Source organism: Heliomarina baculiformis (assembly GCF_019966545.1).
Lineage (GTDB): Bacteria > Pseudomonadota > Alphaproteobacteria > Rhodobacterales > Rhodobacteraceae > Heliomarina > Heliomarina baculiformis.
In genome coordinates this window covers 387,145-410,118 of sequence record NZ_JAIMIC010000006.1, presented here as the reverse complement: position 1 = coordinate 410,118, position 22,974 = coordinate 387,145, and the positions used below count along the sequence as shown (strand labels likewise).

23 protein-coding genes are annotated in these 22,974 nt (G+C 62.4%); 14 read left to right on the top strand and 9 right to left on the bottom strand.

Annotated features, from left to right (window positions below; translation table 11 throughout):
• Positions 1-65: 65 nt before the first annotated feature.
• Both recQ and MF268_RS16260 read right to left on the bottom strand, forming a co-directional pair.
• Positions 66-2,108 carry a DNA helicase RecQ gene (gene recQ, locus MF268_RS16265; protein WP_238371912.1) on the bottom strand — a complete coding sequence of 681 codons (2,043 nt, stop codon included), beginning with the start codon at positions 2,106-2,108 and terminating at the stop codon, positions 66-68.
• 155 nt (positions 2,109-2,263) lie between these two features.
• Positions 2,264-2,551, bottom strand: coding sequence for a YggT family protein (locus MF268_RS16260; RefSeq protein WP_088632826.1), 288 nt, complete (start codon positions 2,549-2,551; stop codon positions 2,264-2,266).
• A gap of 123 nt (positions 2,552-2,674) precedes the next feature.
• On the opposite strand from MF268_RS16260, the gene MF268_RS16255 reads away from it, so the two are divergent.
• The 3 genes from MF268_RS16255 to MF268_RS16245 all read left to right on the top strand — a co-directional run bounded on the left by MF268_RS16255 (position 2,675) and on the right by MF268_RS16245 (position 5,645).
• Complete coding sequence (locus MF268_RS16255) at positions 2,675-4,039, top strand: MFS transporter (protein WP_238371911.1); 1,365 nt, start codon at positions 2,675-2,677, stop codon at positions 4,037-4,039.
• Complete coding sequence (gene mepA, locus MF268_RS16250) at positions 4,039-4,914, top strand: penicillin-insensitive murein endopeptidase (protein WP_238371910.1); 876 nt, start codon at positions 4,039-4,041, stop codon at positions 4,912-4,914. The genes MF268_RS16255 and mepA overlap by 1 nt, the downstream gene beginning before the upstream one ends.
• Before the next feature lie 107 nt (positions 4,915-5,021).
• Positions 5,022-5,645, top strand: coding sequence for a queuosine precursor transporter (locus MF268_RS16245; protein ID WP_238371909.1), 624 nt, complete (start codon positions 5,022-5,024; stop codon positions 5,643-5,645).
• A 51-nt stretch (positions 5,646-5,696) separates the two neighbouring features.
• Here the strand turns inward: MF268_RS16245 and MF268_RS16240 are convergent, their stop codons facing one another.
• On the bottom strand, positions 5,697-6,974 hold the full coding sequence (locus MF268_RS16240) for a calcium-binding protein (protein WP_238371908.1): 1,278 nt from the start codon (positions 6,972-6,974) through the stop codon (positions 5,697-5,699).
• A gap of 424 nt (positions 6,975-7,398) precedes the next feature.
• Here MF268_RS16240 and arfB point away from each other — a divergent pair, with 424 nt between their 5' ends.
• Together arfB and MF268_RS16230 are read left to right on the top strand one after the other, a co-directional pair.
• On the top strand, positions 7,399-7,818 hold the full coding sequence (arfB, locus tag MF268_RS16235) for an alternative ribosome rescue aminoacyl-tRNA hydrolase ArfB (protein WP_238371907.1): 420 nt from the start codon (positions 7,399-7,401) through the stop codon (positions 7,816-7,818).
• Positions 7,819-8,167: 349 nt separating this feature from the next.
• Entirely contained in the window at positions 8,168-9,184 is a 1,017-nt protein-coding gene (locus MF268_RS16230; protein ID WP_238371906.1) for a P1 family peptidase, read from the top strand.
• 68 nt (positions 9,185-9,252) lie between these two features.
• Here the strand turns inward: MF268_RS16230 and rpsO are convergent, their stop codons facing one another.
• The 5 genes from rpsO to rbfA all read right to left on the bottom strand — a co-directional run bounded on the left by rpsO (position 9,253) and on the right by rbfA (position 12,441).
• Positions 9,253-9,522, bottom strand: a complete 270-nt coding sequence (gene rpsO / locus MF268_RS16225; RefSeq protein ID WP_088632833.1) for a 30S ribosomal protein S15 — start codon at positions 9,520-9,522, stop codon at positions 9,253-9,255.
• A gap of 149 nt (positions 9,523-9,671) precedes the next feature.
• A complete protein-coding gene (locus MF268_RS16220; protein ID WP_238371928.1) occupies positions 9,672-10,178 on the bottom strand; it encodes a DUF1643 domain-containing protein in 507 nt (168 codons plus the stop codon).
• A 62-nt stretch (positions 10,179-10,240) separates the two neighbouring features.
• The gene (gene truB, locus MF268_RS16215; protein ID WP_238371905.1) at positions 10,241-11,140 is read right to left on the bottom strand and encodes a tRNA pseudouridine(55) synthase TruB; all 900 of its coding nucleotides are present in this window, start codon (positions 11,138-11,140) and stop codon (positions 10,241-10,243) included.
• Between the two features lie 153 nt (positions 11,141-11,293).
• Positions 11,294-12,046: a phosphodiester glycosidase family protein gene (locus MF268_RS16210; protein WP_238371904.1), complete on the bottom strand. Its 753-nt coding sequence runs from the start codon at positions 12,044-12,046 to the stop codon at positions 11,294-11,296.
• A complete protein-coding gene (gene rbfA, locus MF268_RS16205; RefSeq protein WP_238371903.1) occupies positions 12,046-12,441 on the bottom strand; it encodes a 30S ribosome-binding factor RbfA in 396 nt (131 codons plus the stop codon). Before rbfA ends, MF268_RS16210 begins: the two co-directional genes overlap by 1 nt.
• 89 nt (positions 12,442-12,530) lie before the next feature.
• Here rbfA and dapB point away from each other — a divergent pair, with 89 nt between their 5' ends.
• Together dapB and MF268_RS16195 are read left to right on the top strand one after the other, a co-directional pair.
• Positions 12,531-13,340 (top strand): 4-hydroxy-tetrahydrodipicolinate reductase, encoded by an 810-nt coding sequence (gene dapB / locus MF268_RS16200; RefSeq protein ID WP_238371902.1) that lies wholly within the window; start codon positions 12,531-12,533, stop codon positions 13,338-13,340.
• Positions 13,341-13,467: 127 nt separating this feature from the next.
• Complete coding sequence (locus MF268_RS16195; protein WP_238371901.1) at positions 13,468-13,833, top strand: dihydrodipicolinate reductase; 366 nt, start codon at positions 13,468-13,470, stop codon at positions 13,831-13,833.
• A gap of 145 nt (positions 13,834-13,978) precedes the next feature.
• Here the strand turns inward: MF268_RS16195 and MF268_RS16190 are convergent, their stop codons facing one another.
• A complete protein-coding gene (locus MF268_RS16190; protein ID WP_238371900.1) occupies positions 13,979-14,170 on the bottom strand; it encodes a DUF1674 domain-containing protein in 192 nt (63 codons plus the stop codon).
• 57 nt (positions 14,171-14,227) lie between these two features.
• Here MF268_RS16190 and MF268_RS16185 point away from each other — a divergent pair, with 57 nt between their 5' ends.
• The 7 genes from MF268_RS16185 to MF268_RS16155 all read left to right on the top strand — a co-directional run bounded on the left by MF268_RS16185 (position 14,228) and on the right by MF268_RS16155 (position 22,961).
• Complete coding sequence (locus MF268_RS16185) at positions 14,228-15,511, top strand: RsmB/NOP family class I SAM-dependent RNA methyltransferase (RefSeq protein WP_238371899.1); 1,284 nt, start codon at positions 14,228-14,230, stop codon at positions 15,509-15,511.
• 109 nt (positions 15,512-15,620) lie between these two features.
• Positions 15,621-17,363, top strand: coding sequence for a heparinase II/III family protein (locus tag MF268_RS16180; protein WP_238371898.1), 1,743 nt, complete (start codon positions 15,621-15,623; stop codon positions 17,361-17,363).
• 132 nt (positions 17,364-17,495) lie between these two features.
• Positions 17,496-19,085 carry a bifunctional phosphoribosylaminoimidazolecarboxamide formyltransferase/IMP cyclohydrolase gene (gene purH / locus MF268_RS16175; RefSeq protein WP_238371897.1) on the top strand — a complete coding sequence of 530 codons (1,590 nt, stop codon included), beginning with the start codon at positions 17,496-17,498 and terminating at the stop codon, positions 19,083-19,085.
• Positions 19,085-19,597, top strand: a complete 513-nt coding sequence (lspA, locus tag MF268_RS16170; RefSeq protein WP_238371896.1) for a signal peptidase II — start codon at positions 19,085-19,087, stop codon at positions 19,595-19,597. The genes purH and lspA overlap by 1 nt, the downstream gene beginning before the upstream one ends.
• Positions 19,598-19,683: 86 nt before the next feature.
• A complete protein-coding gene (locus tag MF268_RS16165) occupies positions 19,684-20,190 on the top strand; it encodes a DUF3035 domain-containing protein (RefSeq protein WP_238371895.1) in 507 nt (168 codons plus the stop codon).
• Between the two features lie 114 nt (positions 20,191-20,304).
• On the top strand, positions 20,305-21,648 hold the full coding sequence (locus tag MF268_RS16160; RefSeq protein WP_238371894.1) for a M16 family metallopeptidase: 1,344 nt from the start codon (positions 20,305-20,307) through the stop codon (positions 21,646-21,648).
• Positions 21,645-22,961 carry a M16 family metallopeptidase gene (locus MF268_RS16155; RefSeq protein WP_238371893.1) on the top strand — a complete coding sequence of 439 codons (1,317 nt, stop codon included), beginning with the start codon at positions 21,645-21,647 and terminating at the stop codon, positions 22,959-22,961. The genes MF268_RS16160 and MF268_RS16155 overlap by 4 nt, the downstream gene beginning before the upstream one ends.
• Positions 22,962-22,974 lie beyond the last annotated feature (13 nt).

Sequence of the window (22,974 nt, the reverse complement as noted above, 5' to 3'; positions counted from 1 at the left end):
TTTTGTTCTCAGGCGCAGGGCATAGCCCTGGCGCCCGGCGGGTTCAACCGGCGATGTTCGGGCGCTCAGCCCGCCATCCGCAGAACGTCAAGGAATGCGGCGCCAAAGCGTTCCGCGCGGCGTTCGCCCAGCAGTTTTTCCAGCGTTCTTTCGTCGTCGCTGCGCATCTGCGCAACCTTGGCAAGCATCGAGGCCGAGCAGCTCAGCGGTTTGTCGACGCCGGTTTCGCCCCGGCTCAGCTCGGCCTGCACTTCGAGCAGACGGTCATAGACCGTCCCGGCCGATCGACCGGCCAGCTTGCGCCGTGCGGGATGCAGGGCTTCGCCCGCGCCGGTGATGACTTCGAGGAAGGTCGCGCCATAACTTTCCAGTTTTTTCGCGCCCACGCCGCTGATCTTGGCCATCTGGTCGAGCGTGGCGGGCCGGGTCTCCGCCATCTCGATCAGTGTCTTGTCGGTGAAGATGACATAGGCGGGCACGCGGGCGTTTTCCGCCAGCGCGCGGCGTTTCGCCTTGAGCGCGGAGAGCAGCGGCGCGTCCTCTTCATTCACCAGTTCGCGGGCGGCGGGACGGCGGGTGGCGGATTTGCTCAGTACGTCCTTGCGCAGGGTGATCTCGGCCTCGCCCCGCAGGATCGGGCGCGCGGTATCGGTCATGCGCAGTGCTCCATGGCGTTCCGGATCGGGCCGCACGAGGTCATGGCCCATCATCTGCCGGAACACGGCCTGCCATTGCCGCCGGTCATATTCGGTGCCAACACCGTAGGTCGGCAGCTGGTCGTGGCGGCGGGCTAGAACCTTGTCAGTTTCGGTGCCGGTCAGGATGTCGATCAGATGGCCTGCGCCGAACCATTCCTCGGTCCGCAGGATCGCCGAAAGCGCCTTGCGCACGGCGGTTGTGGCGTCGAAGACCTCGGGCGGGCTGTCGCACAGATCGCAGTTGCCACAAGGTTCAGTGGTTTCGCCGAAATAGCCAAGCAGCTTGCGGCGACGGCATTCCAGCGCCTCGGCCAGCCCGAGCAGGGCATTGAGCCGTCCGTGATCCGCGCCGCGGCGTTCAGGCGGGGCAAGGCCTTCGTCGATCTGCGAGCGGCGCAGGCGGATGTCGTCGGGACCGTAGAGCGTCAGCGTTTCGGCCGGGCCGCCATCGCGCCCGGCGCGGCCGATTTCCTGATAATAGGCTTCGATGGATTTGGGCAGGTCCGCATGGGCGACCCAGCGGATGTCGGGCTTGTCCACGCCCATGCCGAAAGCGACCGTGGCGACCACGATCAGACCGTCCTCACGCGCAAAGCGGGTTTCCACGATGCGGCGATCCTCGGCCTCCATCCCGCCGTGGTAGTGGCAGGCATTGTGGCCCTCCTTGCGCAGCGCATCGGCCAGCGCCTCGGTCTTGGCGCGGGTGCCGCAATAGACGATGCCGGACTGCCCTTTGCGGGCGGCGGCAAAGCTCAGGATCTGCTGACGCGGGCTGTTCTTGGCGGCAAAGGCAAGGTGGATATTGGGGCGGTCGAAGCCGTGGAGGAATTTTTCAGGCGCTTCTCCGTCAAACAGTTTCTCGACGATTTCGACCTGCGTTTCCTGATCGGCGGTCGCGGTAAACGCGGCCAGCGGCACGTCGAGCGCGCGGCGCAGTTCGCCGATGCGTAGGTAGTCGGGGCGAAAATCATGCCCCCACTGGCTGACGCAATGGGCCTCGTCCACGGCGATCAGGCGCACGTTAATGCGGCGGAGCATTCCCAGCGCGGCACCGGCGGCCAGCCGCTCGGGAGCGATGTACAGAAGTTTGAGATCCCCGCGTTCCAGCGACTCCCACACGGCATCGGTTTCTTCGGGCGTGTTGCCCGAGGTCAGCGCCCCGGCGTTCACCCCCGCTTCTTGCAGGGCGCGGACCTGATCGCGCATCAGCGCGATCAGTGGGGAAATGACAACGGTAACCCCGTCACGCAGCAGGGCAGGCAGTTGAAAGCAAAGCGATTTCCCGCCGCCCGTGGGCATGATGGCCAGCACGTTCCGCCCCGAAGCAACTGCGTTTACGATCTCTTCCTGACCGGCGCGAAACGCGTCGAATCCAAAGACGTCGCGCAACAGCGCCTTGGCGTCGGGCATTGGTGGGGCCTCGTGTAGGATTTTATTTATCTGCTCTTAGAGAGCACTTTCCCACACTAAGATTCAGTGAACAAGTCTCTGTTGCCGGTTTTACCACCACATCATCGGCTCAGGGCGAAATTCACCGCTAGATGCGGTGGTTCGTCGCCGCGATCCTAGATAAATCCAAAGATCGACGGCAGCACATATTCGCGCAGGGAAATCACGATGATGATCGCGACCAGCGGCGCCAGATCGAGCGGATGGGTATTGGGCAGGATACGGCGGATCGGCTGGTAGATGGGTTCAAGCAGGCGGTTCAGACCGTACCAGATCTGCGCGACGAGTTGCTGATTGAGGTTCAGAACCTGAAAATTGATCAGCCAGCTCATGATGATGTGCACGATCATCACGAAATAGACGACGCTCAGAATAAGTTGGAGGGGTCCGTAAATCGCCATCATGGCCGTATTCTCCGCTGGTTTTTTCCCACCTAAGGGCACTTGCCCACAAGAGCAAGGGTCAGAGGTGCTTGATCGGCGCGCCGGTTCGCTGTCTTATCGCAAAAAAATCATTAAGGGGCGGTTATGGCAGAGATTTCGCGGCGCAAGCGCATCTGGGGCTGGTGGTTCTTTGACTGGGCAAGCCAGCCTTTTCATACGCTGCTGGTGACGTTCATCTTCGGTCCCTATTTTGCGGGGGTGGCCGCCGATTTCTATCTGGGCAGCGGGCTTGATGAAAAGGCGGCGGACGCGCAGGCACAGGCCACATGGTCGGTTTGCCTTGCCGTGAGCGGGCTTTTTATCGGGTTCTGCGCCCCCATCATCGGGGCGCTTGCCGATATCTCCGGTCGGCGCATGCGCTGGATTGTGCTGTTCTCGCTTATGTATGTTGTCGGCGCTGCGGCGCTCTGGGGGCTTGAGCCGGATGGACAGGCGATCTGGTGGATCGTTTTCGCCTTTGGAGTCGGCTTCGTCGGCGCGGAATTTGCGCTGATCTTCATCAACTCGCAGCTTCCCGATCTCGGCACCTCGGAGGAGGTTGGCGAGATTTCCGGCTCGGGCTTTGCCTTTGGCTATCTCGGCGGGCTGGTCGCGCTGATCCTCGTGCTGGTGCTGCTGGTCGAGCAGGGCAATGGCAAGACGCTGGTCGGGCTCGATCCGATCTTTGGGCTGGATGCCGGGCAGATGGAGGGCACCCGCGCGGTCGGTCCCTTTACCGCGATCTGGTTCGCGCTGTTCATGATTCCCTACTTCCTGTGGTTCCGCGAACGTCCGCGCACCGGTCAAAGGGCGACGATTACAGGGGCCGTCCGGCTGGTTATCGTTTCGATTTCAAAGCTCAGGGCGCGGCGCAGCCTTGGCTTTTACCTTGGTTCGTCGATGTTCTATCGCGACGCGTTGAATGGGCTTTATGGGTTCGGCGGCGTTTATGCGCGGCTGGTGCTGGACTGGGAGATCACGCTGATTGGCGTGTTCGGTATCATCTCGCTGATCTCCTCGGCGCTGTTTTCCTGGCTGGGTGGCAAGCTGGACAAACGGCTGGGGCCCAAGCCGGTGATCATCGGGTCGATCCTGATCCTGATCCTTGTCTGCGTGCTGATCGTCGGCATGTCGCGGGAGCAGATCTTTGGCATTCCGCTGGCCGAAGGGTCACTGGTTCCGGATATCATCTTTTTTGGCTGCGGCGTGCTGATCGGCGGTTTGGGCGGCGTTCTGCAATCGGCCAGCCGTTCGCTGATGGTACGTCACACCGATCCGAATTACCCGACCGAGAATTTCGGGCTTTACGGACTGTCAGGTCGGGCGACCGCCTTTATTGCACCGACGCTGATTGGCGTTACCACTGCTGCAACACAAAGCGCCCGACTTGGCGTTTCGCCTGTCATCGGACTTTTCGTCCTCGGGTTGTTTCTGCTAGCGTGGGTCAAAGCCGAAGGAGACCAGACCTGATGCGCCTAGCCCGCCTGACCGCCCTACTTTTCCTGATCGTTAGTTTTGCCCTGCCGGCTGCGGCCGAACCGCTTGCCAAGCAGCTTTTCGGTGCGCATGAACTGCCCTCGCGGCAGGTGCCCGCCGCCTTTGGCAGCTATGCCAAGGGCTGTATGGCCGGGGCGGTGCAACTGCCCGAAACCGGGCCGACATGGCAGGCAATGCGCCTGTCTAGAAACCGCAACTGGGGCCAGCCCGAAACGCTTGATTTCATTCGCGATCTCAGTGCTTTCGCAGCAAAACAGCCGGGATGGCAGGGGCTTTACATCGGCGATATCAGCCAGCCGCGTGGCGGGCCGATGCTGTCGGGTCACCGAAGCCACCAGCTTGGGCTTGATATCGATATCTGGATGCTGCCGCCCTCGCGGCTTAACCTGACCCGGTCCGAGCGCGAGAATATCTCGTCGATTTCTTTGCGGCGGGCCAATGGCGCCTATGTCAACGACAACTGGAGCCGCGTCCACCACGAGGTGATCAAAGCTGCCGCCAGCGACCCGCGCGTGGCGCGGATCTTTGTCTTTCCCGGTGCCAAGGTGCAGATGTGCAAGGATGAAAGAGGCAACCGCAAATGGCTGAACAAGGTCCGGCCATGGTGGGGGCACCATTATCATTTCCACGTTCGGCTCGCTTGTCCGAAGGGAATGCGCGGCTGCGTCAATCAGGATCCGCCGCCCCGGGGCGATGGCTGTGACGATGCGCAGCAGTGGGTCAACAACATCCTGAACCCGCCGCCGCCAAAGCCGCGCGATCCGAACGCGCCCGCGCCGCAACCGCGCCGGGAATACGTGCTGGCCGACCTGCCGCAGCAATGCGTAAGCGTGCTCAAATCGCAGTAAGCCCGCCAACAAGGCTTGCCATGTGACCGAATCCGGTCTACGAGCGCCGCTGCTTTGCCATCTGGCACGGCCAAGTCGCCGCAACCTTGTAAAAACGGGCTGAAAACATGCTTCGCACTTATTTCCCCGGCGTTATCGCCATGGCCGCCATTGTCGTGGCCTCGAATATCCTCGTCCAGTTCCTGTTCGGCCAGTGGCTGACATGGGGGGCGTTCACCTATCCGCTGGCCTTCCTCGTCACCGATGTGATGAATCGCGTCTATGGCGAAAAGCCCGCGCGCATGGTCGTGCTCTGCGGTTTTGTCGTCGGCGTGATCTGTTCGCTGATCGGCACGCAGATCATGGGCGAATTCGGCCCGCTCGTTACCCTGCGCATCGCCCTCGCCTCCGGTTCGGCCTTCCTCGTGGCGCAGCTGCTCGACGTGTCGATCTTTTCCGCGTTGCGCGGCGGTCAGTGGTGGCGCGCCCCGCTGGTCTCGACTCTGGTTGGCTCGGCCGTGGATACGATCCTGTTCTTCACGATCGCCTTTTCCGCTGCACTCACATGGATCGAACCCGCAAATGACGTGTCCTGGGCCGGAGAGCCGCTGCCGCTCTTGGGCATTGGTCCGGTCGTACCGCTCTGGGTGTCGCTGGCGTTCGCAGACTGGCTGGTCAAGCTGTCGCTGGCCTTGATCGCGCTGATCCCGTTCCGCCTGATCGTAAGACGCCTACAGCCGGCGGCTGCCTAAAAAAGTGCCGCCCCACACGCGATGTGCGGGGCGGCCGATTGCCGTGTTTCGTCAGTAGAAATACCCGCCGTAGAAATCCTCGGTCAGCACTACCGCAAAATCAAAGCTGACCATTTCGACGAAATCGTCCCGCGAAAGGTCGTTGGCATCGACGTTCTTCAGAACCGCGATCTTGTCGCCCTCATGCTCGATCACGGCGCCTTTCTTCGAATTCTTGAAGACGAGCTCATCATAGGTCAGGTTGTTATAAAGCGAGGGATCGTAGACGCCAAAGTCACGCCCCACGAGGCCGATGAAGTCGGTGCCGTCCTCGAAATCCTTGATGATCGCCACACCCTTTTTCACATAGGTGGAATTGTACGGCGTCTCGATGACAAAAAGGTCTTTGCCGCCGTTGCCCTTCATCTTGTCTTTTTCTGTCTCGTAAGCATATCCGGTACCGCTGCTGGCAAAGAGGATATCATCCCCGCCGCCGCCAATGAGCTTGTCATTGCCGCCACCGCCAATAAGCACGTCGTCGCCACCCTTGCCCTTGAGCTTGTCATTGCCTTCATCGCCGCTCAGGAGGTTCGACTTGTTACTGCCGCCCAGCTTGTCGTTGCCATCGCCGCCGTACATGACAAATGAAAAATCCCCGAGACCGACGTTGAAGTTGTCATTTCCGTTCGACCCATACAGTGACTCGACGCCCGACAGGGTATCGATATCGCCGTTGGATTTTTCGATCAGCCGGTCCGACCCGTCCTTGGTCATCACCAGCCCGCCGTTGAAACTCGAATAGGTGATTTCGTCGTATTCTCCCGGGGCTTTGTAGATATCCTCGCCGCCCGTGGCATAGATGTAATGGTAGCCATCCTTGTCGAGCCGGAAGATATCGTCGCCGCCACCGCCCATCAGGGCCTGCCCGACCCAGCCAAAGTCGTGAGAGACCGTGACGCTGTTTGTGGTGATGTCGTAGGTCGCTGCCAGAAAAAGCGATTTCAGCGTGCTGTCCTCGCCGCTGCTCTCATGGTAGAAGGTGAAGGCATCGATCAGGTCGTCCGTTGCGATCGTGCCGGATTCAACGACCATGTCGAAGAGATCCGCGTTCGAGGTTGACCCATTGCTCGGCACGGGGCCGGTCGCGGAAATCGATGTCACAAAACCGCCCGCACTTTTCACCACCACCTCGAGATCCGAGTAGCGGTCGGTGAAAGTGTGCGTGCCGCCGGAGGAAGACACCTCGAGCGATCCGCGCAGCGTGCGCGCGATTATTCCCTGCCAAGTGATGGAGTATGCCGTGTAGTAAGTGCTCTCGGCTTGAAGATCGACGGTAAAGGTATAAGCCATAATGCCCCCTGGTAAATGAATGTGCTGCAATGTCGCGAAATTGCGCGTCAGCAGGATGACGTTAACGGGTCAAATCCACAGGTCAAAGCCGAATTGAAGGGATTCGCGAGCTGCCTGACTTTTAGGCGGTATTTCCACATTTTTGGCTCTGGGCTAGAGATTTTGTTTGACTGAAATTCATCCTCTGGCACCATGAAGACAGGTTTCAACAACAGAAAAGGAGGTGATCCAGTGTCTAGAAAGGTATTGGAGAGTGGTGTCGGAACAATTCGGGAGGCTGCCAGCTGAGGCAACCCTTGGCGGTAGCGCCAACCCGAAGGTGACTGAGGTCTGACTGACCCAACCTCCGAAAAACTTTCGATAAGGGCCGTCCGGCAACCGGGCGGCCCTTTTTGATCCCGAACTCAATGCCTATGGTGGCACAATGCTGCGAATTACGGATAACATCGCGATCGAGGACTGGGAGTTGACGGAGCAGTTCGTCCGCTCGTCCGGGCCCGGCGGACAGAACGTCAACAAGGTCTCGACGGCCGTCGAACTCCGCTTCGAGGCAGAGCGGTCGCCCAACCTGACACCCGCGATCAAGACAAGATTGCGCCGTATCGCCGGGAGGCGATGGACAAGGGACGGCGCCCTCGTCATCCAGTGTGACGAAACAAGAAGCCAGGCCCGCAACCGTGCCATTGCCCGTGAACGGTTGAGCGACCTGATTCGCCAGGCGCAGACCAAGCCCAAAAAGCGCATTCCTACCAAGCCGACCAAAGGTTCTGTGCGCCGCAGACTCGACGCCAAGACGCGCCGCGGGGAAATCAAGGCGCTTCGAGGTCAGGTGACGCGAGACTAACCCGCTACATTGCCACCATCGGATCAAGAACCAGCCGTCATACAGTGATGATCGGCTAGGCCGGGGCTCTGCCCCGGACCCCGGAGTATTTCCGGCAAAAGGAAAAGGGGGACACCATGGATGTCCCCCAGGAAGTCGCTTCCGCTCTTCCCCTTGCACGGCCATCGGCGCTCCCGCCTGTGCCGCACATGCAGGATGACTTCGGATCCTTAATATTTCCTTTCTTTCTCTTGCTAAAAATACTCCGGGGAAGTCGGGCGTAGCCCGGCTGGGGCGGAGCCCCTTGTTTCAATGGGTCGGAAATTGTGCCATGGCGGCGCAACAAGTCTCTGAAGGAAAGATGATTAAGATGAAACCGGGACCCAAGAACCTGATCACCGATGTCGAGGGACTTCTGGTAGGGAGTGCGCAAGACGATGCGCTGAAATCCGGAGCAACGGTTGTTACCATGGACCGGCCCTTTGTGGCCTCTGTTCATGTCATGGGCGGGGCGCCGGGAACGCGCGAGACGGATTTGCTTGCACCGGATAAATCCGTGGCCGGCGTGGACGCGCTCGTACTGTCCGGCGGGTCGGCCTTTGGGCTGGATGCCTGTTCGGGTGTGGTGGATGGTTTGCGCGCGGCGGGGCGGGGGTTTCAGATCGGCTCGGCGATCATCCCGCTCGTGCCGGGGGCGATCATTTTCGACCTGTTGAACGGGGGCGACAAGGGCTGGCGTGAAAATCCTTATCGACGGCTGGGGCGCGAGGCTTTCGACAATGCGTCGGAGACGTTCGACTTGGGAAGCGCCGGTGTAGGAACGGGGGCCTTGTCAGCGATGCTGAAAGGCGGGCTCGGGTCGGCCTCTTTCGTGCTGGAGAGTGGCATCACCGTAGGGGCGCTGGTGGCAGCCAATCCGGTTGGAAGCGTCACGACGCCCGGCGACCGCCATTTCTGGGCGGCGCCATTCGAGGTTAACGGGGAGTTTGGCGGTTTTGGCACGGATCCAGCGTCGGGGCTGGGTCGGACGCTTGACAGTCGCAAGGCGCGGCTTGCCTCGGGTGAGGATTCGTCGCAACGGGCCAATACCACCATCGCCATCGTTGCGACTGATGCGGATCTGGACAAGGCACAATGTAACCGGCTTGCTGTGGCGGCCCATGATGGCATCGCACGGGCCACGGTGCCCGCCCATACACCCGGTGATGGCGATCTGGTCTTTGCGATGTCGACGGGGGCGCGGCCGGTTGGTGACGACCCCCGGGCACTGGCCGAGATCGGGCATGCGGCGGCGCTCTGCCTGTCGCGGGCGATTGCGCGCGCGGTTTATCATGCGCGGCCGGCGGCAGGTGATCTGCTTCCCTGCTGGAGCGATATCCAGGGCTGAGTTCCGGGACCTGAAATGAAAAAGGGCCGCCATGGCGACCCTTTCGAACTTGAAAGTTCCGATTGCAATCAGCGGCGCAGGCCGAGACGCGTGATCAGATCCTTGTAGCGTGCTTCGTCCTTGCCCTTGACGTAGTCCAGCAGCTTGCGGCGGCGGGCAACCATCTTCAACAGACCGCGACGACCGTGGTTGTCTTTCTTGTGGGTCTTGAAGTGCTCGGTCAGGGTGGCGATGCGCGAGCTGAGGATGGCAACCTGGATCTCGGGCGAACCGGTGTCGCCTTCCTTGGTTGCGTATTCCTTCATCAGGCGTGCCTTGTCTTCGACAGTAATCGACATCGGGATCTCCTTGGTTAAGGTTGATAGGAATGGCGCAGGCCGGGATGTCGTCCAGCTCAGGCCCGTGGAGAAGTCATCTGCGGCGGACCACAGATCGAGGGCGTATAGGGCGAATCGGCGGCAATGGCAAAGGTTTATTCGTCGAGACGTCAGGCCCAGGGTTCGGGCTGTTTTGCATAACCGATGTAGAGCGGGTGTTTCGGATGCCCTTCCTTGGTAAGCCCGAGAGTGAAGAGCGGCATGCCGGTCTGTCGCAGCAGGCGTTCGACCTCGGGTCCACGCGCGAGATGGGCGCCATGGGTGCCCCAGGCGGCGATGATGCGATCCGCCCATGCAGCGCCTTCTAGGATCGCGGCATCGTTTTCCGGCCCGACCGGATCTGCCGCCGCCCGCATCAGCCGCGGGTCCGTATCGCGCCAGGCGAAGATATTGGTGACGCGGAAGGCACCGAAGCCAAGCGTGCGGGCGCGTCTTTCGCAGCGCTCTACCGTTGGGTCGTTCTGGACTTCGGTGGCGGTCGAGGGGTTCAGCATCACAAATAGTGTCTTGTCCCCCGCCGGATCCCAGACCCGGGTCAGGCTGTAACGGTAGCGTTCGCAATCGGAGTAGACGGCGACTGACGCGGCGTCGCCCTTGGTGTGGCTTCGGGTGATCATGACACGCGTGATGGGGCGGGCAGATCGTGCCGTCAAGGGCTGACCTATGCGCGCGGCCGAGCTCAGGTGTTGAAGACCCGGCTCGGGTGCAATTCGCCCGCCTTGTAGATTCCGACGGCGACGGCCTTGCCTTTGAAGGAGGCCCAGCATTCATCGCCGTATTCGGCGTCGGCGGCGAATACCTTGCCCGGGTTGCCGTTTTTCAGGCGGGTGGCGCCTTCGGCGGTGCATTTTACCTCGGGCAGATCGGCAAGGCCAAGTTCGAGCGGCTGGATATGGGCGTCGAGCTCGGGGGTGTGGGCCAGTTCCTCGACCTGATCCATCGACAGGCCCTCGCTCGCGTCGAAAGGGCCGGACCAGATCCGGCGCAGGTTGAGCACATGTGCATGGCAGCCAAGCGCGGCCCCGAGATCGCGGGCGATGGAGCGGACATAGCCGCCCTTGCCGCAGGTCATTTCCAGTGTCGCGTGATCCGCATCCGGGCGGTCGGTCAGTACCAGTTCCTCGACCCAGAGCGGACGCGCGGCCAGCTCCATTTCCTCGCCGCTGCGGGCCATCTTGTAGGCACGCTGACCGTCGATCTTGACGGCGGAAAACTGCGGCGGCACCTGCTCGATATCGCCGACGAACTGGCCGAGCGCTTGCTTGATCTCTTCATCCGAGGGACGCAGATCGCTGCTGGCGATGATTTCGCCTTCGGCGTCATCGGTGTTCGTGGCCTGTCCGAGACGGATGGTAAAGCTGTAGGCCTTGAGCGCGTCGGTGATGTAGGGAACGGTCTTGGTCGCCTCGCCGAGTGCGACGGCCAGCACCCCGGTCGCGGTCGGGTCGAGTGTGCCGGCGTGTCCGGCTTTTTTCGCGCCGAGCGCCCAGCGGACCTTGTTCACCACGGCGGTAGAGGTAGGGCCCGCAGGTTTGTCGATGACCAGCCAACCGGAGATGTTGCGACCTTTGCGTGCCATGCGCTTTCCTTGAGTGAAAGTTGAAGCGGGGCCTTACAGGAGCTTAGCGGGCGGGGTCAACATGGATCGCTGCGGCGGGGCGATCCTGTCGGGGCTGCAAAAATCTTACCAAAGATTTGTAGCAAGAAAATTCAGTTTTTCTTGCCCGCAGGGTTATTCGCCGTTCGTCGTGGCGATGCCGACGATGGGTCCCATCGCGAAACCCGCGTCGTTGCGGCCAAAGTCCGGTGCGTAGAGGCGTGAGATATTACCGTCGAAATAGAGGGCGTTCGGCAGGTCCAGCATGTCCCGGAAGAGGCTGCCGAATTCGTGAAAGGTCACACGGTTGCGCGAGATCGCAAAGACCACCCGCTTGCCGTCTGCGCTGGTGCCCACCCCGTTGCGGACATAGCGCGAATCGCTGTCCGGCAGGAACCGGGGGTGCAATTCGCCCTCGATAACCAGCATCGGTCCTGATTGCGTGGCATATTCGCAGGCGGGCCGGGTTTCGCTGAACCGCAGCGTTTCGATGACGTCGGCGCGGTTCTGTCCGATGCAGAAAACCCCGTTGGGCAGCATACCGAAATTGCCGGGGCCAGCATTGGGGATCAGGTTCTGCACCACCTTGTCCGGCTCGGCGTAATAGCCGACCGGGGCGCGGTCCGAATGGTACATGCCCGCGTTCATCGCGAAGACAAGCGTCTTGCCCTGTTGGTCCAGCTTCTGGGCGACATTGCCGAATTGGCCGTAAGGCTGGCCTTCTTCGTCGTAGAGAAAGAGCCGCAACTCATCGGATTCGGCATTTGCCTCGCAAACTGTATAGCGGTTGCTGCCCTGGTCCACGTCGCGGCATTCGACGGCCTCAGCGTCCGGCGCGGCGGCCAGACCGAACAACAGCACGAATAGCGCAGGCAGGGCGCGCGGCATCAGTCGTCGAGATCCCGGCGCACGGCGTCCTGCGCGAAGATGCGGCGCGTATCGTCCAGCCGGTCGAACGTCTCGTCCAGTTGGAAGCGCAGTTCCGGCGCGAATTTCAACGCGAGCTTCTTGGCCACGACCCGGCGCAGTTCGGCCTTGTTGCGGGCCAGCAGGCCGACGACCTCATCCTGTCCCCGTCCGCCAAGCGGCAGAACGTAGACCGTGGCCACCTTGAGATCGGGAGAGGCGCGCACCTCGCCCACCGTAATCGACAGCCGGTTCAGGTCCGGGTCGTGGATATCGCCACGGGCCAGCACCTCGGACAGGGTCCGGCGGATCAGCTCTCCGACGCGGAGCTGGCGTTGCGATGGTCCGGGACCGTCATGAAATTTGTTCTTGCCCATGATTGCTGATCTAAGGCGTCGGATCGGCTTTGCCAAGCGGGGCAAGAGCGGCTATCGAGCCTTTGGCGGCGAAAAGAAGGGAAATCATCATGTCAAACCTGCCTGGAATCGTTGTGACGGGGGCATCGGGCCGGATGGGGCAGATGCTTGTGCGCGTGGTCAGCGAAAGCGACCGGGCGCGTCTGGTCGGCGCGGTCGAGCGAAAGGGGCATGACTGGGTCGGGCGCGATATCGGGACGGCGATGGGCGGTGCCGAGCTGGGGGTGACGGTCACGGATGACCCGCTCGAAGCCTTTGCCAAGGCGCAGGCGGTGCTGGATTTCACCGCGCCGGAAGCCACTCTGGAATTTGCCGCGCTGGCCGCGCAGGCGCGGGCGGTGCACGTCATCGGCACCACCGGCATGAGCGAGGAACAGATCGCCAAGCTGGAACCGGCATCGCGCCACGCGGTGATCGTAAGGGCGGGCAACATGAGCCTTGGTGTCAACCTTCTTACCCAGCTGACCCGCCGCGTGGCCGAGGCGTTGGACGAGGAATTCGACATCGAAGTGGTCGAAGCGCATCATCACCACAAGGTCGATGCGCCCTCGGGCACCGCGCTGATGCTGGGCGAGGCTGCCGCCGAGGGGCGTGGCGTCAAGCTCTCGGACGTGTCCGACCGGGGCCGCGACGGAATCACCGGTGCACGCGAAAAAGGCCATATCGGGTTTTCGGCAATCCGGGGCGGTGACATCGTGGGCGAACATGACGTGATCTTTGCAGGCGCGGGCGAGCGTATCATCCTGCGTCACATCGCGACCGACCGGCTTGTTTTTGCCCGTGGCGCCTTGAAAGCCGCGCTTTGGGGGCAGGACAAGACACCTGGGCAGTATGACATGGCGGATGTGCTGGGCTTTTGATTCCGGCTTATCGTTAAAATCCTAGCGATTTCTTATCGTCCCGGTACGATCTCTTCCGTCCGAAAGTGATCCGATTGGCGCTTTCATGCGTTTACCTGACAGATCCCGGCGATTTCGGAGGTATGCCATGCGGATATTCAAAGAGTTTCTGCCAGCCCTGTTGCTGGGCGGCCTTGTCGCGGTTCCGGTACAGGCGGAATACGCCAAGATAGATAAATTGAGCGAATTCAACGAGGTGGTACAGGGAAAGACCCTGACCCGCCCGCTGATACGCCTTCAGGTTACGCCGTCGGGGGCGATCAAGGGGCGTGGCGCTGCATGGGACGTCACCGGCAGCTGGAGCTGGCGTGACGGGTATTTCTGCCGCGACCTGAACTGGGGCGGCGACGATCTTGGCTACAACTGTCAGGAGGTCCGGGTGAACGGAGAAAAGATCCGCTTCACATCGGACAAGGGCAGTGGCGATTCGGCGGAGTTTAATCTGAAACCGTGAATTTGGGGGGGTGTACAGGGGGTGATATCTGTACACCCCCTGTACACCCCCCGTGCATCGCAGGATGCGCCGAGACCGGGTGAGACACACGGATGTGCCACTGAGAGTTTCTGAAAAGTCTTGCCGCCCGTGGCTGGCGCAGCGATCAGAAATCGATGGCGAGGCCTTTTTTCTCCCAGTCGCCGTAGCGGACAGGTTCGGGACCGTCACGACCGCCAAGTTCCTTAGGGAGGTCAGGCTCGTAGGCGTCTGCTTTGCGGCGTTCCTCGGCTTCGGCGAGGGCGCGCAGCGCGGCGGGTGGCAGATCCTTGCGCGGGGATTCGGGGCTGTCGGTCATCGCTCTCTTCCTTTGCTCACCTGCTCTTGATATATGCGGGCCTTCGCCGGGGGCAAGATGCAGGAGTATGCAGGGTTGACCGATGCCACGACCGACGCGCGGCGCAGCGCGATCTATCTTCTCGATCAGATACTGGGTGACAATCGCCTGATGTCGGAATGTCTTTCGGCGGGGGCACTGGAACGTCTGTCGCCGCAGGATCGCGCCCGGGCGCAGCGGCTGGCCACGGAAACCCTGCGCGGGCTGGAACGGGCCGACCGGCTTTTGCAGAAACACCTGCGCAAGTACCCGCCGCTGACGGTGCGCAACGCGCTGCGGCTTGGCACGGTGGAGCTTGCCGGGGGCGAGGCCGCGCATGGGGTGGTCAACGCGATGGTCGAGATCGTGTCGCGGCACAAGCGGCACGGGGCGCTCAAGGGGCTGGTCAACGCGGTGCTGCGCAAGGTGGCCGATACTGCGCCCGAGGCTTGGGGCACGCTGCGCAACCCGCGCCTGCCCAAGTGGCTGCGCTCGCCGCTGGTTGCGGCCTGGGGCCCGGAAGCCGTGGCGGGCATGGAGCGCGCGCATTTCGCCGGGGCACCTTTGGACATTACTGTAAAGCCAGGCGCGAAGGTCGATCTGCCCGGCGCGGTCGAGCTGCCGACAGGGTCGCTGCGGTTAGCCGAGGCCGGGCAGGTGACGGCGCTGCCGGGATACGAGGCCGGAGACTGGTGGGTGCAGGACGCGGCGGCGGCCCTGCCCGCGCGGGTACTGGCGGCGCAGCCCGGTGAGAGCGTGCTCGACATGTGCGCCGCACCGGGGGGTAAAACGATGCAACTGGCCGCAACCGGGGCGACGGTCACCGCGCTCGACATCTCCGAGGGACGGATGCGCCGGGTAAGGGAAAACCTTGATCGCGCCGGTCTGGAGGCCGAGCTGGTGGTCGGCGACGCGCTTGAACACGAGGGCAGATACGACGCGATCCTGCTGGATGCGCCCTGTTCCGCGACGGGCACGATTCGCCGTCACCCTGATCTGCCCCATGCCAAGGACGGGGCGGAATTCGGCGGTCTGATCGAGCTTCAGGCGCAGATGCTGGCCCATGCCTGGAGCCTGCTGAAGCCCGGCGGGCGGATGGTGTTCTGTACCTGCTCGCTCTTGCCGGATGAGGGCGAGGTGCAGGTCGAAGGAGCGCTGGAAACCCGTAATGACATGAGCGTGGATCGCGAGGAGCTGATGCAGCCCGGAGTCGAATCGTCCTGGGTAACCGAAGAGGGCGGGTTGCGGCTGCGGCCAGATTTCTGGGCCGACAAGGGCGGGATGGATGGATTTTACATCGCCTGTCTGCGCAAGTCGGGCTGAACGCCACAGCAGCAGAGCGGTTTTGCAATTCCGGAAAAGATATCGGTGACTTGGGGCGTATGACGCTCTAACATGACTGCCAAACGCCATAGAGCGTGAGAGGCAGCGTATGTTCACCCCCGAGACCCTGACGGGCCGAAAAACACGGTTCATGAACCGGCTGTACGCCCGTCTGAGCCGGCGTCAGAAAAAGGCGCGGGGGTTTGTTTCGTCGCCGGAGCCGCGCACGGTCGGCAGTTTCGCCAAGGGGCGGCAGCTGATCGCGGGTAATATCCTCTTCGCTGGATACCTCGTCGAAAGCCCGGATACCGGGCTATGGGAGGTGGAGTCCCCCAGTGCCGGGTTCGACGATGAACGCCACGGGTTCGCATGGCTCGACGATCTGGCAGCGGTGGGCGACGGGCCCGCACGGGTCAAAGCCCAGCAATGGCTTTGGGGCTGGATCGACAATTACGGCAACGGGCAGGGGCCGGGCTGGACCCCGGCGCTGACCGGGCGGCGGGTCATCCGCTGGATCAACCACGCGATTTTCCTTTTGAGGGGGCAGGACAGTGCCGAAAGCGATGCGTTCTTTCGGGCGCTGGCGCAGCAGGTATGGTTCCTGTCGAAACGCTGGCATGCTTCGCCGCCGGGGTTGCCAAGGTTCGAAGCGCTGACCGGGCTGATCTATGCGGGGCTGGCGCTGGAGGGGCACGAGGATCTGGCCGATCCGGCGGTCAGAGCGCTGGCGCAGGAATGCAAGCTGCGCATCGATGAGCAGGGTGGGTTGCCGACGCGCAACCCCGAAGAACTGCTGGATGTTTTCACTCTGCTGACATGGGCGGCAGCCTCGCTACACGAGGCGGGACGCGGTACGCCGCAGCCCCATACGGCGGCAGTGGCGCGGATAGCCCCCACGCTGCGCGCGTTGCGCCATGCGGATGGCGGTCTTGCTCGGTTCCATGGCGGCGGTCGCGGGCTGGACGGGCGGCTGGATCACGCGCTGGCGGCCAGCCATATCAAGCCGGACCATCCCAAGAGCCTGTCGATGGGCTATGCGCGGCTGAGCGCCGGGCGCACCAGCCTGATCGTCGATGCAAGCCCGCCGCCAAAGGGCGATGCCTCGTATAATGCCCATGCCTCGACACTGGCGTTCGAGCTGACATCGGGGCGGCGGCCGCTGGTTGTCAGCTGCGGGTCCGGCGTGTCATTCGGTGCGGAATGGCGCCGCGCGGGTCGGGCGACTCCGTCGCATTCGACCCTCTGCCTCGAGGGCTATTCCAGCGGGCGGCTGATGCCCGTGGGCAAGACCGGGGCGGTCGAGAATCTGATCGAGACGCCAAGCCATGTGCCCTATGAGCTGGACGAAGATTCCGAGATGGTGCGGTTTCAGGGTGGGCATGATGGCTATCAGCGCAAGTTCGGGCTGACCCATGCGCGCACGCTTGAAATGTCGCACGACGGGCGCGGTCTGGTCGCCGAGGACATGCTGCTCGCGATGGAGCCTGCCGACAAGCGCAAGTTCGATCAGGCGATGGACAAGGTGGCGCTGGCCGGTCTGTCCTTTGCCATCCGGATGCATCTCCACCCGGATGTGGATGCGACCGTGGATCTGGGCGGCGCGGCGGTGTCGATGGCGCTCAAGAGCGGAGAAATCTGGGTGTTCCGGCACAACAGCAAATGCGAATTGTCGCTGGAGCCGAGCGTCTATCTGGAAAGCGGACGGCTGAAGCCGCGCGCCAGCCGTCAGATCGTGCTGACAGGGCGGGCGATGGACTATGCCACGCGGGTACGCTGGTCGCTGTCCAAGGCACATGACACGGCCATCGCGGTGCGCGATCTGGAACGCGACGAGTCGATGTACCAGCTCTGATCGCGGCTTTTCCGGGCATTTCGGGACAGATAGCGGCAAAGAGCCGCCAGATCGGTGCATTCGAGAGGTTCTATCCGGCGCAGAGATGTTCTATGCCCCGGCGCAACTGCTGCCAGATTCAGGAAAGTTGATATGAGCGATCTTCACCCCGTCAAACGTGCCCTTCTTTCGGTGTCGGACAAGACCGGCCTAGTTGAGCTTGGTCAGGCGCTTGCCGGGCGCGGCGTCGAACTGCTGAGCACCGGGGGTACGGCCAAGGCGTTGCGCGAGGCGGGGCTTGAGGTGAAAGACGTGGCCGAGATCACCGGTTTCCCAGAGATGATGGATGGCCGGGTGAAAACACTGCACCCCATGGTGCATGGCGGGCTGCTGGCGCTGCGCGACAATGACGACCACGTGGCGGCGATGAAGAAACACGGGATCGGCGGGATCGACCTGCTGGTGGTGAACCTCTACCCGTTCGAGGCGACCGTCGCCAAGGGTGCGGATTACGAGACCTGCATCGAGAATATCGACATCGGGGGCCCCGCGATGATCCGCGCGGCGGCAAAGAACCACGATTTCGTCACCACCATCGTCGATGTCGAGGATTACGACGCGCTGCTGACCGAACTTGACGCGCAGGACGGCGCGACGACCTATGCATTCCGTCAGAAGCAGGCGCAGATCGCCTATGCCCGCACGGCGGCCTATGATACGGCGGTCAGCACCTGGATGGCAGGCGCGCTGGGCGAGGCGACGCCGCGCCGCCGGTCCTTTACCGGCACCTTCAAGCAGGTCATGCGCTATGGTGAGAACAGCCACCAGTCGGCGGCGTTTTACACCGATGGCACCGGCCGTCCGGGCGTCGCGACGGCGACGCAGCATCAGGGCAAGGAACTGTCCTACAACAACATCAACGACACCGATGCGGCGTTTGAGCTGGTGGCCGAGTTCGATCCGGCCGAAGGGCCTGCGGTAGCGATCATCAAGCACGCCAACCCTTGTGGCGTGGCACGGGGCGAGACGCTGATCGAGGCCTATCGCAACGCGTTCGACTGCGACCGCACCAGCGCCTTTGGCGGTATCGTCGCGCTGAACCAGCCGCTGGACGAGGACACCGCCAAGGCCATCGTCGAGATCTTTACCGAGGTCGTGATCGCGCCCGGTGCCTCGGATGCGGCCAAGGCGGTGTTCGCGGCCAAGAAAAACCTGCGCCTGCTGACCACCGACGGTCTGCCCGACGTCAAGGCACCGATCACCACCTATCGGCAGGTGGCGGGCGGGATGCTCGTTCAGGACAAGGACACCGGCTATGTCGGGATGGATGATCTGAAGGTTGTCACCAAGAAAGCGCCGACAGATGAGCAGATGGCCGATCTGCTGTTTGCGTGGAAAGTCGCCAAACACGTCAAATCCAACGCCATCGTTTACGTCAAGGACAAGGCCACCGTGGGTGTGGGCGCAGGCCAGATGAGCCGTCTCGATTCTGCGCTGATCGCCGCGAAAAAGGCCGAGCGCATGGCCGAGGCGATGGATCTGCCGCAGCCGCTGACTATCGGGTCGGCTGTCGCGTCGGACGCGTTCTTTCCCTTTGCCGACGGGCTGATGGAGGCTGCCGCCGCAGGCGCGACCTGCGTGATCCAGCCGGGCGGGTCGATGCGCGATGACGAGGTGATCGCCGCCGCCGACGAGGCAGGCATCGCCATGGTCTTTACCGGCATGCGGCATTTCCGTCACTGATGGGCAGGCCCGCGCTGATCTGGGCCGCTCTGGTCGCCTTTCTGCTGGACCAGGGCAGCAAATACGCCGTCGTGCATGGCATGGAGCTGGCGCGGCGGCACTGGATCGAGGTTTTCCCGCCGCTTTTGACCTTTCGCTATGGCGAGAACCGGGGGATCAATTTCGGTCTGCTCGACGGCAATTCGGAACTCGCACGCTGGGTGCTGATCGTCTTTTCGCTGCTGGTGGTCGTGGCCGTCGGCTGGTGGGTGGTCCGCAACCATCGCGGCGTCTGGATGCAGGTCAGCGCGGGGCTGCTGATCGGCGGTGCGCTTGGGAATGTCGCCGACCGGCTGATTTATGGCTATGTGCTCGATTTCCTGAACATGTCCTGCTGTGGCATCAACAATCCCTTTGTTTTCAATGTCGCGGATGTGTTCATCTTTGCGGGTGCGGCGGGGTTGATCCTGTTCGACAATCGCGACAAACCGGGTGCGAGCCCGCGCCGGAAGCCGGTGAAAAAGGGATCGTAACGGAAAGAAGGGTCGCGAAAAACGTGTCGTGACCTGAGCGGCGGAATGGGGTAGAACCCCGACAAAGGACTGGCAGGAGAAGCGTCGTGCGGACAGCACTGGGGATCATTGTAGTGGCACTGGCGGTGTCGGGCTGCTCGCAGAAGGGTCTGATGAACCTGCGCTCGGACAGTTATGGGCCGGACGAATTCCTGATCCTGCCGAACAAGGAACTTGAGATCCCCGACAATCTGAACGCGCTGCCCGAACCGACTCCGGGCATGGGTAACCGTGTCGATCCCAATCCCAAGGCCGATGCGGTCGCCGCTCTCGGCGGCAATCCGGCGACGTTGGGCCAGACCGCCGTACCCTCGGGCGATGGCGCGCTGATTGCGCAGGCCAACCGCTATGGCACCCCGGGCAGCATCCGGACCGAACTGGCTGCCGCCGACGCGGAATTCCGCCGCCGCCAGTCGCGTGGCACGCGTATCCGCCTGTTCCCGGTGGACCGGTATCAGCAGGCCTATCGCCGCGAAGCCATCGACCCGTTCGAGATGAACAGCCGGTATCGCGCGTCGGGCTACATGACGCCGACCGCGCCGCCGGTCGAATAGGCCCGGGCGGATCATCACGATCCGACGAGAAAAGATTACAAAATCGCAAGGTGTCTTGAACCTTTCATCGCGATACACAGGTTCAGCCTACACCGCATGAAAGGACGTCCGAACATGTTGCGACATCTCGCGCCACTGGCTGCTGTCTTTGCGCTGGTTGCCCCTGCCTTTGGCGAAACCGCCGAAGAGCCGGTTACGACCTATACCCTTGATAACGGCATGGAAGTCGTCGTGGTCGAGGACCACCGCGCCCCCGTGGTGCAGCAGATGGTCTGGTACAGGGCCGGGTCCGCCGATGAAACGCGGGGCGTGTCCGGCGTGGCGCATTTCCTTGAACACCTGCTGTTCAAGGCGACGGACAATCTGGAATCTGGCGAGTTTTCCGAGGTTGTCGCGGCCAATGGCGGCGAAGACAACGCGTTCACCAGCTATGATTACACCGCCTATTACCAGCGCGTCGCCGCCGACCGGCTTGAGCTGATGATGGAGATGGAATCGGACCGGATGAAGAACCTCCGCCTGAGCGAGAGCGACATCCTGACCGAGCGTGACGTGATCCTCGAGGAACGCAACCAGCGGACCGACAACAACCCGCGTTCGCTGTTTGCTGAACAGATGAACGCGGCTCAGTTTCTGAACCATCGCTACGGCACGCCGGTGATCGGCTGGCGGCACGAGATGGAGACACTGTCGCTGGAGGACGCGCTGTCCTTTTATGGCACCTATTACTCGCCCAATAACGCGATCCTCGTGGTCTCGGGCGACGTGGTGCCCGAAGAGGTGCTGGAGCTGGCCAAGAAATACTATGGCGTGATTCCGGCGAATCCGGACCTGCCGGAGCGTATCCGAACGACCGAACCACCCCAGACCGCCGCGCGCCGCCTGACCTACAAGGATGCGCGGGTTGCGCAGCCCTATGTCTCGCGTTCGTACCTTGCGCCGGAACGTGACCCGGGCGATCAGGAACGCGCCGCCGCGCTGACCGTGCTGGCCGAGATGCTGGGCGGCGGGACGACGTCGTTCCTTGCCGAAAAACTGCAGTTCGATAACCCTACAGCGGTCTGGACCGGGGCTTTCTACAATGGCAAGTCGCTCGACAAGACCACATTCGACATGATCGTCGTGCCAAGCGACGGGGTCAGCCTGAGCGAGGCCGAGGCGGCGCTAGACGAGGCTCTCGCCGCCTTCATGGAGCGCGGCGTCGATATGGAGCAGCTTGAGAGGATCAAGATGCAGCTGCGTGCCTCGCAGATCTATGCCCGCGATAACGTGGATGGGATCGGCCAGCGCTATGGCAGCGCCCTTGCGATCGGCCTGACGGTGCAGGACGTTCAGGACTGGCCAGATGTGCTTCAGGCGGTGACGGCGGATGACATCATGCAGGCCGCGCGCGACCTGTTCCGCGAAGAATCCTCGGTCACCGGATGGTTGATGCGGGATACGGAGGTGACCCAATGAAACGTCTTTTTGTCTCGCTGATCCTGCTGATCGTCGCCGTCCCCGCATGGGCAGAGATCGACATTCAGAAAGTCACCTCGGAAAAGGGCATCACCGCTTGGCTGGTCGAGGAACATTCAATTCCTTTCACTGCGCTTGAGCTGCGCTTTCGCGGTGGTACCTCGCTGGATGAACCCGGCAAGCGCGGCGCGACGAACCTGATGGCCGCCCTTCTCGAAGAGGGCGCGGGCGATCTGGATGCGCGTGAGTTTGCCCGCCGCAAGGAAGAGCTCTCCGCCTCTTTCGGATATGGCGCAAGCGACGATTCCGTATCCGTCTCGGCCAAGTTCCTGAGCGAGAACCGCGACGAGGCGCTCGCCCTGCTGCGCACCACGCTGATGGAGCCGCGTTTCGACGAGGACGCGCTGGAACGGGTGCGGGCTCAGGTCATTTCCGGGCTCATGTCGGATGCGAAAGATCCCAACACCATCGCCGGGAACGCCTTTTCCGAGATCGCCTTTGGCGACCACCCCTATGGCTCTTCCGGCGACGGGACCATCAAAACGGTCACGGCGCTGACCCGCGAGGATATCCAGACCGCCTTCGACAATGTCTTTGCGCTGGACCGGATCTATGTCTCGGCGGTCGGGGATATCACCCCCGAGGAACTGTCGGCGCTGCTGGACGAGCTTGTTGGCGATCTGCCGGAAACCGGTGCGCCGATGCCCGGCCCTGCGGATGTCGCCATAGAGGGCGGGAATACGGTGATCGATTTCGATACGCCGCAGTCGGTGGCTGTCTTTGGCCAGAATGGCATGGCGCGCGAGGACGACGATTTCTTTGCCGCCTATGTGATGAACCAGATCCTGGGCGCAGGCGGTTTCGAGTCCCGGCTGATGACCGAGGTGCGCGAAAAGCGCGGGCTGACCTATGGCGTCTATTCCTACCTTTCGCCCAAGACATGGGGGCCGATCTATGTGGGCCGCGTGTCGTCGTCGAATGACCGCATTGCCGAGGCGGTGCAGGTGATCCGCGACGAATGGACCAAGCTGAAAGAACAAGGCGTGACCCAGAAGGAACTGGACGACGCCAAGACCTATCTGACCGGCGCCTACCCCCTGCAATTCGACGGCAACGGCCAGATCGCCAGCATCCTCGTGAGCATGCAGGTGAACGGTTTGCCCATCGACTATGTCACGACCCGGAATGCCAAGATGGAAGCGGTGACGCTTGACGACGTGAACCGCGTGGCGCGCGAGTTCCTCGACCCCGAGAACCTGCATGTCGTGGTTGTCGGCAAGCCCGAGGGTATGGAAGCGACCGCCGGGAACTGACATCGGCGGGGGC

Excerpts from the sequence above, each read along its gene's own strand:
- MF268_RS16260 (WP_088632826.1), bottom strand. The coding sequence starts at position 2,551 with ATGATGGCGATTTACGGACCCCTCCAACTTATTCTGAGCGTCGTCTAT.
- MF268_RS16230 (WP_238371906.1), top strand. The coding sequence starts at position 8,168 with ATGAAACCGGGACCCAAGAACCTGATCACCGATGTCGAGGGACTTCTG.
- MF268_RS16160 (WP_238371894.1), top strand. The coding sequence starts at position 20,305 with ATGTTGCGACATCTCGCGCCACTGGCTGCTGTCTTTGCGCTGGTTGCC.
- MF268_RS16220 (WP_238371928.1), bottom strand. The coding sequence starts at position 10,178 with ATGATCACCCGAAGCCACACCAAGGGCGACGCCGCGTCAGTCGCCGTC.
- truB (WP_238371905.1), bottom strand. The coding sequence starts at position 11,140 with ATGGCACGCAAAGGTCGCAACATCTCCGGTTGGCTGGTCATCGACAAA.
- purH (WP_238371897.1), top strand. The coding sequence starts at position 17,496 with ATGAGCGATCTTCACCCCGTCAAACGTGCCCTTCTTTCGGTGTCGGAC.
- rpsO (WP_088632833.1), bottom strand. The coding sequence starts at position 9,522 with ATGTCGATTACTGTCGAAGACAAGGCACGCCTGATGAAGGAATACGCA.
- MF268_RS16255 (WP_238371911.1), top strand. The coding sequence starts at position 2,675 with ATGGCAGAGATTTCGCGGCGCAAGCGCATCTGGGGCTGGTGGTTCTTT.
- MF268_RS16245 (WP_238371909.1), top strand. The coding sequence starts at position 5,022 with ATGCTTCGCACTTATTTCCCCGGCGTTATCGCCATGGCCGCCATTGTC.
- dapB (WP_238371902.1), top strand. The coding sequence starts at position 12,531 with ATGTCAAACCTGCCTGGAATCGTTGTGACGGGGGCATCGGGCCGGATG.
- MF268_RS16155 (WP_238371893.1), top strand. The coding sequence starts at position 21,645 with ATGAAACGTCTTTTTGTCTCGCTGATCCTGCTGATCGTCGCCGTCCCC.
- lspA (WP_238371896.1), top strand. The coding sequence starts at position 19,085 with ATGGGCAGGCCCGCGCTGATCTGGGCCGCTCTGGTCGCCTTTCTGCTG.
- MF268_RS16185 (WP_238371899.1), top strand. The coding sequence starts at position 14,228 with ATGCAGGAGTATGCAGGGTTGACCGATGCCACGACCGACGCGCGGCGC.
- rbfA (WP_238371903.1), bottom strand. The coding sequence starts at position 12,441 with ATGGGCAAGAACAAATTTCATGACGGTCCCGGACCATCGCAACGCCAG.
- mepA (WP_238371910.1), top strand. The coding sequence starts at position 4,039 with ATGCGCCTAGCCCGCCTGACCGCCCTACTTTTCCTGATCGTTAGTTTT.
- MF268_RS16190 (WP_238371900.1), bottom strand. The coding sequence starts at position 14,170 with ATGACCGACAGCCCCGAATCCCCGCGCAAGGATCTGCCACCCGCCGCG.
- MF268_RS16195 (WP_238371901.1), top strand. The coding sequence starts at position 13,468 with ATGCGGATATTCAAAGAGTTTCTGCCAGCCCTGTTGCTGGGCGGCCTT.
- MF268_RS16180 (WP_238371898.1), top strand. The coding sequence starts at position 15,621 with ATGTTCACCCCCGAGACCCTGACGGGCCGAAAAACACGGTTCATGAAC.
- MF268_RS16210 (WP_238371904.1), bottom strand. The coding sequence starts at position 12,046 with ATGCCGCGCGCCCTGCCTGCGCTATTCGTGCTGTTGTTCGGTCTGGCC.
- recQ (WP_238371912.1), bottom strand. The coding sequence starts at position 2,108 with ATGCCCGACGCCAAGGCGCTGTTGCGCGACGTCTTTGGATTCGACGCG.
- MF268_RS16240 (WP_238371908.1), bottom strand. The coding sequence starts at position 6,974 with ATGGCTTATACCTTTACCGTCGATCTTCAAGCCGAGAGCACTTACTAC.
- arfB (WP_238371907.1), top strand. The coding sequence starts at position 7,399 with ATGCTGCGAATTACGGATAACATCGCGATCGAGGACTGGGAGTTGACG.